The organism is Glycomyces sp. L485 (genome assembly GCF_022548875.1).
GTDB lineage: Bacteria > Actinomycetota > Actinomycetes > Mycobacteriales > Micromonosporaceae > Glycomyces.
In genome coordinates this window covers 91,476-100,705 of sequence record NZ_JAKZEW010000011.1, presented here as the reverse complement: position 1 = coordinate 100,705, position 9,230 = coordinate 91,476, and the positions used below count along the sequence as shown (strand labels likewise).

7 protein-coding genes are annotated in these 9,230 nt (G+C 70.1%); 4 read left to right on the top strand and 3 right to left on the bottom strand.

All coding sequences use genetic code 11. The features are described 5' to 3' along the window. Both L0U85_RS08400 and L0U85_RS08395 read right to left on the bottom strand, forming a co-directional pair. A partial coding sequence (locus tag L0U85_RS08400) for a cellulose binding domain-containing protein (protein WP_241377306.1) occupies positions 1 to 737 on the bottom strand: 737 nt, incomplete at its 3' end. Between the two features lie 507 nt (positions 738 to 1,244). Continuing rightward, the gene (locus tag L0U85_RS08395) at positions 1,245 to 1,682 is read right to left on the bottom strand and encodes a hypothetical protein (protein WP_241377305.1); all 438 of its coding nucleotides are present in this window, start codon (positions 1,680 to 1,682) and stop codon (positions 1,245 to 1,247) included. A 100-nt stretch (positions 1,683 to 1,782) separates the two neighbouring features. Here L0U85_RS08395 and L0U85_RS08390 point away from each other — a divergent pair, with 100 nt between their 5' ends. Genes L0U85_RS08390 through L0U85_RS08380 form a run of 3 tightly spaced genes read left to right on the top strand, consistent with a single transcriptional unit; the run spans position 1,783 to position 5,838 of the window. Continuing rightward, a complete protein-coding gene (locus L0U85_RS08390) occupies positions 1,783 to 3,441 on the top strand; it encodes an ABC transporter ATP-binding protein (protein ID WP_241377304.1) in 1,659 nt (552 codons plus the stop codon). Beyond that, the gene (locus tag L0U85_RS08385; protein WP_241377303.1) at positions 3,438 to 5,183 is read left to right on the top strand and encodes an ABC transporter ATP-binding protein; all 1,746 of its coding nucleotides are present in this window, start codon (positions 3,438 to 3,440) and stop codon (positions 5,181 to 5,183) included. The genes L0U85_RS08390 and L0U85_RS08385 overlap by 4 nt, the downstream gene beginning before the upstream one ends. 16 nt (positions 5,184 to 5,199) lie before the next feature. After that, a complete protein-coding gene (locus L0U85_RS08380; protein WP_241377302.1) occupies positions 5,200 to 5,838 on the top strand; it encodes a hypothetical protein in 639 nt (212 codons plus the stop codon). A gap of 61 nt (positions 5,839 to 5,899) precedes the next feature. Here L0U85_RS08380 and L0U85_RS08375 read toward each other — a convergent pair whose 3' ends face one another. Next, the gene (locus tag L0U85_RS08375) at positions 5,900 to 7,111 is read right to left on the bottom strand and encodes a serpin family protein (RefSeq protein WP_241377301.1); all 1,212 of its coding nucleotides are present in this window, start codon (positions 7,109 to 7,111) and stop codon (positions 5,900 to 5,902) included. A gap of 169 nt (positions 7,112 to 7,280) precedes the next feature. On the opposite strand from L0U85_RS08375, the gene L0U85_RS08370 reads away from it, so the two are divergent. Next, the gene (locus L0U85_RS08370; RefSeq protein WP_241377300.1) at positions 7,281 to 9,197 is read left to right on the top strand and encodes a GTP-binding protein; all 1,917 of its coding nucleotides are present in this window, start codon (positions 7,281 to 7,283) and stop codon (positions 9,195 to 9,197) included. Positions 9,198 to 9,230: the final 33 nt, after the last annotated feature.

The window sequence follows — 9,230 nt, the reverse complement described above, 5'->3', positions numbered from 1 at the left end:
TCCGTGCCCATCCACGTCAGCCAGGAGCCGCCGGAGGGCCGAGCCGCGATCGCCATCGGCAGCCGGTCGGTGTCCCCTTCCTGCCCGTAGCCGATCACACCCGCTCCGAGTTCGACTTCAGTGACCTCCACTTCCGGCGAGGCCCCGACAGGTCGATCGCAGCCGCCGTCTTCGGCCTTCGGAGCGGGTGATGACTCGTCCTCGGTCGGCTCCTCCGTGGGGGATTCCGTCGTGGATTCCGCGGTCGACTCTTCGGAGGGTTCCTCGGCGGGTTCCTCGATCGGTGCGCCGCCGGGGGCGCAGGACTCGCCGTTGACCGTGACGTCGGTGATGTCCGCGGTGGGACCTTGGCCGATGAACCCGAAGAGCCGGGTGGTCTCGCCCGCGTTGACGACGCCGTTCCAGCCGCCGTTCGAGGCGGTGAAGTGCCTCCCGTCCAGCGACTGGTCGGTGACATTCCAGGCGCTGGTGCCGGAGACAGCGCTGGTGAAGTCCCATTCGATGGTCCAGCCATCGATCGGCTCCCCGGCGGTGACGCTCACGTCGGCGTGGAAGCCGGAGCCCCAGTCGCTGACGACGCGGTAGTCGACCTCGCATCCGGGGTCGGCGCTGGCGTTGTTCGCGACGACGGCCGTCACCGCTCCGACGCCGAGCACGGCGGCGGCTCCCGCGGCGATCGCGATCGTTCGCCGTTTCTTCCTCAGCGGGCTTCGAGCCGCCTCTGCGGGTTCGTGCATGCTTGCTCTGCTCCTTCTGACGGCCGGGCCCGAGGACTCCGGCATCGAGGCATGCAAAGTGGAGGGTTGTCGGTGATTCCGACGCCAGTTGGAAGATCGACGCCGATGCCGGGTATCAGCGGCGAACACTCCACATTGCAAATGTTGTCGGCTGAAGGCTACTCAGCCGCGAGACCACGGTCAAGTCCAGAACTGAATTGATCAATGTCAATTCAGTTGGCAGTAAAGCGTCAGTACCGCAGGGTGAGTGGCGCGCTCTGTGCGTTCTGTGAGGATGCCGTCCCAGCCATAGTCCTCAATAGACAATTCTCTTGCTGTTCGTCCGGCAACCGGAGTGCCGGACGTCGAAATTCGAAAAGAACAGGGGCGCGGACCGTAGGCCAATCCAAGCTCGGCGTGAAGTTACCCGTGCATACAGGGATGAGGCCCATCGGCACTTTAGTCGGCATTCGAATGCGCTGCGTTCATACCGCCACGCGCGGGGTACCACCGAGCCCGACTCTCCCGTCAGCGGGGCGAGCGGAGTGCGCGTTCGATGTTGGAGGCCATGACCGACAGGACCCGGATGGTCTCCGCGTACTGCTCGGCGCTCAATCCGTCAAGGATCGTCTCGCGGGCCTCCTCGATACGCGCCGCGACCTTCTGATAGGCATCGTAGCCGTCGTTGCTCAGCCCGATCAGGATTGCCGAGCGCCGGATCCAGCCGCGGGGACTCAGGCCGTCCTCGCCGTGGAGGATCGTTTCGAGGTCAGGGCCGTCCTCATCCCAGAACGGGGAGAGCGCCTGTCCGAGTTCCTCGGCCGAGCGGGCACCGCCGTACAGCACGTTGAGGACCTGCCAGTGGCGCCGGTTGAGGGCGAGATCTTCAAGCGATGCCTGGAACTGGAGTTCCAGCAGGTTGTCGAGGTGCTTGAGCCAATACCCGATCGGCTTGGGGGTATCCATAGGTCCTCACGTTAATCGAGGCTCGGCGCCGGTCGGCGCCGGGTGACTTGAGCATTCAATTGAGTTGTGGGAGACCGGCCGGCAGGTAAGATCGGGACCCATGCCGACCGCTCCCCCGGGGACACCGCTGCGCCTCATCACAGGCCCGATCCGAAGCCAGATTTTCCGAATCGCTTTGGGCGCGTTGTTCTTCGTAGGAGCGGCGGCCGCCTCGATAGCCCAGCCCTGGCTGATCGGCAAGCTCGTCGACGACGCCATCGTGCCCCGCCAGGCCGGCTCCTTCGCGCTGTGGATCGGCGTCATGCTGGTCCTCGCCGCCGTCCACCCAGCACTGTGGATCAGCGGGTACCGGCAGTTCTACCTCGCCGACGCCACGGCGCGCACGGGATTCGTCGTCACCATGGCCGAGCACCTGAACGACGCCGGGCCAGGCGTGCGAGGGAAGGTCTCGACCGGCGAGATGATCAACCTGACGACCGACGACGCCTTCCACGCCGGACGGACCTGCGGGTCGATCGGCCACATCACCAACCACTTGAGCATGTTCGGCATCGGCGCTGTTCTGGTGTGGACGGTCAGTCCGCTTCTCGGGGCGGTCGTCGTAGGCGGAGGGATCGTCACCGGCTTCATCGCCGGCCCCATGCTCGGCCGCCTCCAACAGCGCCAGCTCGACTACCGGGTCGGCCTAGGCGGCCTCACCATGCGGGCGGCCGACATCGTCGGCGGACTGCGGGTACTTCGCGGCATCGGCGGCGACGTCCTGTTCGCCGAACGCTACCGCGAGCAGTCCGCCGAGCTGCGTCGAATCGGATACCGGGTCGCCGGCTCCAACTCGTGGATCTACGGCTTGCGCCAAGCCCTGCCGGTCACGTTCCTCGCGGGCGTCACGTGGGTCGGCGCGCTCCAGGCGCTCGCGGGCGACATCAGCGTGGGCGGCCTCGCGACGGCCTTCGCCGTCTCCACCATGTTCGTCGTCGTCTCCGGCAACCTCATCAACTCCTCCATCATGCTCGTGCAGACGTGGGTGGCCGCCAAGCGCATCGTCGCGTTCCTGGCCACCCGCGACGACATCGACACCGGAGGCGACCGGCGAGGCGCCACCGGCGAGCTCCACGACCCGGACAGCGGCCTGGCAGTCGAGCCCGGCAGACTCACCGTGCTCGTCAGTGCCGAGTCCGCGCCCGCGCAGGCCGCATGCGAACGCCTCGCGCGCTACCGGGACTCCGACGCCCGCTGGGGCGAGTTCGAGCTGTCCGGGCTGGAACTCGACGAAGTCCGGCGCCGCGTCATGCTCCTCAGCGACGAGGACTACCTGTTCAGCGGGACGCTCGCCCGAACATTGCGCGTCGACGGCGACGAGGCGCTCGCGGCGATCGAGACCGCCTGCGCGGGCGACGTCTACTCAAGTCTCGGCTCCAGCCTGGACGGCGAAGTCGCCGAAGGCGGTCGCAATCTCTCCGGCGGCCAGCGCCAGCGGCTGCGCCTGGCCCGCGCCGTCGCGGCCCGGCCCGAGACCCTGCTCGCCGTCGAGCCGACCTCCGCCGTGGACGCCCACACCGAATCGCTCATCGCCGCCCGCGTCGCCGTGGCCCGCGAGGGTAGGACGACGCTCGTCGCCACCACCTCGCCGCTGTGGCTCGCCCATGCCGAGCGGGTGGCGTGGATGGTCGACGGCAAGGTGCACGCGTCGGGCGCTCACGCCGAGCTCGCCGCCGACGCCGACTACCGCCGCCTCACCTCCCATCAGGAGTTCGCATGACCGTCACCGAATCGCCCGCTCGCCTGCCGGTCGCCTCGCGTGCCGAAGTGCGGCGCGCGATCGTGGGCATCGTCGCCGCCGACAGGCGCCGGGCGCTGCTCGCCGCCGTCCTGTATGTCGTGGCGGCCGGGGCCGGCGCGGCGCTGCCGATCCTTCTCGGCGAGGTCATCGACGGGATCGGGACCGGTTGGTCGGCGACGCAGGTGAATCTGGTGTGCGCGGCGCTGGTCGGCTGCGTCGCCGTGCAATTCGCGTTCGTGCGCCTCGGCCGCGCCGCCGGGTACCGCTTCGGCGAGCGGGCGGCCGCGCGCCTGCGCGAGACCGTGGTCGGGAAGGTGCTGTCGCTGCCGCTCCACCGGATCGAGCAGGCCGGGACCGGCGACCTGGGAACCCGCACCGCCAGCGACGTCAACGCCGTGGCGCAGCTGCTGCGCGAGACCGGGCCCCACGTCGTCACCGCGCTGATCGAGCTGACCGTCCTGTACGCGGCCGCGTTCGTCGTCAACCCCGTGTTGGGTCTTTGCGCGCTGCTGACGGCGCCGTTGCTGGTGCTCAACGCCCGCAGGTACCTGCGGGGCGCACGCGACACCTTCTTGGAGCAGCGTTCGGCGCAGAGCGAGGCGGCCGAGGCGCTCGCGGCCTCTGCCGCCGGGGCGAGGACCGTGGCCTCCCTGCGGCTGCAGGACGAGCGGCTCGCTGCCGGGCGGGAACGGGCGGAGCACCTGTACGACCGGCTGCTGCGGGTGCTGCGCCTTCAGATGGGCTTCTTCCCGTTCCTCCAGGGCACCAACCGGCTTCAGGTGTGCGTGGTCGCGCTCGCGGCCGGCCTTTGGTACTTCGGAGGCGGCATCACCATCGGCACCGTCGTCGCGAGCATCATGATCACCTTGCGCTTCTCGAACCCGACCAACATGGTCATGACGCAGATCAACGAGTTCCAGCAGGGAGGGGCGGCGCTGGCCCGCATCGAGGGCATCATCCTCATCGATGGCGAGGAGCGCACCGCCCTGCCCGAGGGGGCCGACATCGTCTTGGACGAGGTGACCTTCGGCTACGGGGACGGGCCCGACGTGCTCCACGGGCTCAGCCTGCACCCGCGCGTCGGCGAGCGACTCGTGGTGGTCGGGCCTTCAGGGGCCGGAAAGTCGACGATCGCGCGGCTGCTGGCGGGGATCGACCGGCCGCGTTCCGGCTCGGCGCTGCTCGGCGGGGTCCCGGTGTGCGACATCCCGGTCGAGGAGCTGCGCAAGAGGATCGTCCTGGTGACCCAAGAGCACTACGTGTTCACAGCGTCGGTTCGTGACAACCTGGTCCTCGCCGCGCCCGACGCCGACGACCGGCTGCTATTGGACGCGCTGCGGCAGGTCGACGCGGACTGGGTCGCCTCGCTCCCGGAAGGGCTCGACACGATGCTCGGCGATGGGCACTTCGCGTTGAGCGTCGCCGAGATCCAGCAGCTGGCGCTCGCGCGGGTGGTGCTGGCCGACCCGGACATCGTCATCCTCGACGAGGCCACGGCCGGGATCGACCCGGGCAGTGCCGGGAACGTCGAGGCCGCTCTGGCGGCGGCGCTCACCGGCCGGACCGTCATCGCGGTCGCCCACCAGCTCCAGGCCGCGCGGGCCGCCGACCGGATCGCGGTCGTCGAGGCCGGGCGCATCGCCGAGCTCGGCGCCCATGACGAGCTGCTCGCCTCGGGCGGCGTCTATGCGGAGCTGTGGCGGACGTGGAGGGGCGCATGACCGATATCGTTCAAGCATGAACCCTGCTCCGGTCTCCGCCTCCGATGTCGAGCTTGCCGTCGACCTGTCCGTGTATCTGCTTCGGAAGACCGAGCTCGACGCCTGGGACTACCGGGCCGGGTCGCTCAAGTGGACCTGCTGGGAGACCGTGGAGCACATCGCGGACGATCTGTTCTTCTATGCCGCGCAGATGGGTCCGAGGCATCCGCCGATCAACGGCCCGGTGCCGTTCGTGTGCGAGGCTCGGCGCGGCGGCGGGCCCGCGAATTCGATCTACGCCGACCGGAGGGCGGGCCCCGAAGGGCTCCTGCAAGTGCTGGAGACGGCAGCGGCGCTGCTGAGCTCCATGGTGCGCACGGCGTCTCCCGAGGTGCGGGCGTATCACGTACACGGCATCGCCGACCCGGAGGGTTTCGCGGCGATGGGGGTCGCCGAGATCCTCGTCCACACGCACGACCTGGCCGAGGGCCTCGGGTTCGAATGGGATCCGCCGGCCGACCTGTGCACTCGGGTGCTCGCTCGGCTGTTCCCCGACGCGCCCGCGGACACCGAGCCGTGGCCGACCCTGTTGTGGGCCACCGGGAGGGCCTCGCTTCCCGGCCGGGCGCGATTGAAGCGGTGGCGGTGGCAGGCCGCGCCCGAGGACGAGCGTTGAGACCTCGACCGGCCGGGTCTGCGGCGCTATTCATGTCAAGGAAACCCACGTCGCGCCGCTGTCAGAGCGCTGGTTCGGGCTCCTCGACCCATCCGGCGACGAGGATCAGGCCCGAAGGCCGGTGGCGGGCGGCGTAGGCGAACGGCCGGTCGAAGACGATCGATGCCCGCTTGTGGAGGTGGCGCATCTTCGGGACGTAGGCCGCCGCACGCGTCATCGCCACGGCGGTGACCGCCGCGGCCTCGAAGCCGGTGGCGCTGAACGTGGCCACGCACCGCTGCCTGGCCTGGCTGATATAGGTCGGCTGGACGGCGAGCCGGTCGAACTCGGCCCGGTCCCCGTCGGAGGCCCGCTCCAGGCCGAGCGCCTCCGCGTCCTCGGTCAGGTCGAGGTCGGCCGAGAGCGAGAACCGCACCGTCTGCACCGCGATCTCCGGGGCGGTCTGCGGGTCTGCGGACTGGTATTCGGTCACCTTCACGCCGGGGGCCTCCTCCCCCACTGCCAAGTCGGCGGCCGACCGGCCCCAGCGGGCGTCGCCCGCGGCGTCGATGAGCGCCGACATGACCCGCTGCGGCGAAGCGTCCTCGGGGCCTACGGCCAGGAGGACGTCGATGTCGTCGCTGCCGGGGACCGTGAGGACCGACGCTTCGTCTCCGACGCGGAGCACGTCGTCGTAGATGGTGCCCGACAGGGTGCGGCAGCGCCCGAGTCTCGACCACGGCCCGCTGCTCAGTTCGATCGCTGCGTCGCGGAACGGGGTGAGCCAGGTGGTGCGCACCATGAGCGCGCTGGCGAGGACCAGGTCGATCGGCCGGGTGAGGTCGAGCGGCATCCGCTCGATGAGGCCATCGGTCCCTTCCGAGGCCCACAGATCCAATGTGGCCTTGTCCGCGTCGATCTCGCCGGTGAGCGCTCCGACGGCCTCCTGTGGAAGCTTCTCGGTCCAATCGGGATCGAGCGTGATCGAGGCACCGGCCCACACGCCCACCGCCAGCCGGATCGCCGGGGCGGGGCGCGCCGCCGCGAGCAGCGAGCCGGCGATCGAGTCTGCGCGTTCGGCTCCGATCCCGGCCGATTCGAGCAGTTCCGCCCTCGTCGCACCGCTCGCGCCCGACGCCAGCGCGGCGAGCAGCGGCCAGACGCCGAGTCCCGATGCGGCGGCCGGCGGTGTCGGCCGCGAGCCGAACCACCGCCGTGTCAGTTCGTTCGCCGCCGCCACCTCGGAGGGCGACAGTGCCTGTTCGATGCCGGTCCGCGGCTCTCCGGTTCCCATGCCTCGGAGCCTATCGTCGCGACGCCGATCCGGAAAACCGCTTGCGCCGATCGGTCGCGCCCGCATAGCCTCGGGCCGAAAGTCAACTCGGAATCAGAGGAGATCGCGATGCGCCAAGCTGCGGAGTTCTTCACGCCAGGCCTGCAGACCGCTCTTCCGAGGACTTTCATTGAACTATCTCAACCTGGGGATACTCGCGCATGTCGACGCGGGTAAGACCAGTCTTACCGAACGGCTCCTGTTCAACGCCGGCGTCATCGAAAGCGTCGGGAGCGTCGACAAGGGCAGCACCCAGACCGACTCCATGGATCTGGAGCGGCGCCGCGGGATCACGATCCAGTCGGCGGTGGTCGCGTTCGCCCTCGACGGCCTCACGGTCAACCTCATCGACACTCCGGGGCACACCGACTTCATCGCCGAGGTCGAGCGCGCCCTGCACGTCCTGGACGGCGCGGTCCTGGTGATCTCGGCGGTCGAGGGCGTGCAGGCGCAGACGCGGGTGCTGATGCGGACACTGAGGCGGCTCGGTGTGCCGACGATCCTGTTCGTCAACAAGATCGACCGGCTCGGTGCACGGCAGGACGAGTTGCTGCACGACATCGCCGGGAAGCTCACGCCGAGGATCCTGCCGATGGGCGCGGTGCGAGGCATCGGCACCGCCGGAGCCGAGGTCGAGGCGAACTCGTTCAAGCAGCCCGAGTTCTTCGAGCGCGCCGCCGAAGTGCTCACGGCGGTCGGCGACGAGTTCCTCGCGGCCTATGTGGACGAGTCGGATCCATTGGGCGCGCTCGACTGCGAGGCCGAGCTGGCCGCGCAGACGCGGCGAGGCGAGGCGCATCCGGTCTACTTCGGATCGGCGGTGACCGGCGCGGGCTTGGAGGCGCTGACCGAGGGGCTCCGGCGGTATCTGCCGGCTCCCGTGCCGGACTCGTCCGGGCGACCCCGGGGCACGGTGTTCAAGGTCGAGCACGGCGCGGGCGGTCAGAAGCTCGCCTACGTGCGGCTGCGCGGCGGCACGCTCAGGCCGCGCGAGCGGCTGACGGCGTTCCGCCGGGGCTCCGAGGGCGGCATCGAGGCTCGCGAGGGCAAAGTGACCGGCGTCAGCGTGTTCGGCGGTGGTGCTGGGGCAGGGCCCTCGTCCGCGCCGCCAGGCAGTATCGCGAAGGTCGCCGGGCTGACCGACATCCGCATCGGCGACGCGATCGGCTCGCCCGACGAGCTGCCGTCCGGCGGCCTGTTCACGCCGCCGACGCTGGAGACGGTCGTCCGGCCGGTCGACCCGGCCGAGCGGATCCGGCTGCACAAGGCCTTGGCGAGCCTGGCCGAGCGGGACCCCCTGGTCGACCCGCACCGCGACGAGCTGGCCCGCCACATCGCGGTGCGGCTGTACGGGGAGGTCCAGAAGGAGGTCGTGGCGTCGCTGCTGGACGAGGAGTTCGGGATCGCCGTCGAGTTCGAGCGGACCCGCGCGATCCACATCGAACGCGTCGACCGGGCCGTCGAGGCGCTGCATGAGATCGGCCGGTGGCAGCAGACTCCGCACATCGCGACGGTGGGGCTGCGGCTCGAACCGGGCGAGCCGGGGTCGGGCGTGCGCTATCGGCTGGAGGTCGAGCGCGGTTCACTGACGAGGGCGCTGCACAACGCCGTCGAGGAGACGGTCTTCGAGGTGCTGCTGCGCGGTCCCCACGGTTGGGCCGTGGCCGACTGCGGGGTGGCGCTCACCGCCACCGGGTACATCGGCAGGGTGAGCACCGCCAGGGACTTCCGGGAGGTGACGCGGTCCCTGCTCGACCGGATGATCGCCGAGGGCGGGACGACGGTGTTCGAGCCGGTACACCGGTTCGACCTGGAGTTCCCGAGCGGATCGTCGAGCGCCGTGCTGCAGCTGCTGCGGGACGCCGCGGCCGCGATCACCGGCCAGTTCTCGGCGGGCGGGACCGGCCACCTGTCCGGGACCATGGCGACCGAGGCGGTCCTCGGCTTCGAGTCCCGGTTGCCGTCCGTTACCGGGGGCCAGGCGGTGTTCGTCGCCGAGCACGACCACTACCGTCCGGTGAGGGGTCGGCCGCCGCGTCGCGGCTGACCGCCCGAGCCGCGCACACTGTGCGCTACGGTG

What these genes read in the sequence shown, in the direction of transcription:
- L0U85_RS08395 (WP_241377305.1), bottom strand. Translation starts at nt 1,682, where the DNA reads ATGGATACCCCCAAGCCGATCGGGTATTGGCTCAAGCACCTCGACAAC.
- L0U85_RS08385 (WP_241377303.1), top strand. Translation starts at nt 3,438, where the DNA reads ATGACCGTCACCGAATCGCCCGCTCGCCTGCCGGTCGCCTCGCGTGCC.
- L0U85_RS08390 (WP_241377304.1), top strand. Translation starts at nt 1,783, where the DNA reads ATGCCGACCGCTCCCCCGGGGACACCGCTGCGCCTCATCACAGGCCCG.
- L0U85_RS08380 (WP_241377302.1), top strand. Translation starts at nt 5,200, where the DNA reads ATGAACCCTGCTCCGGTCTCCGCCTCCGATGTCGAGCTTGCCGTCGAC.
- L0U85_RS08375 (WP_241377301.1), bottom strand. Translation starts at nt 7,111, where the DNA reads ATGGGAACCGGAGAGCCGCGGACCGGCATCGAACAGGCACTGTCGCCC.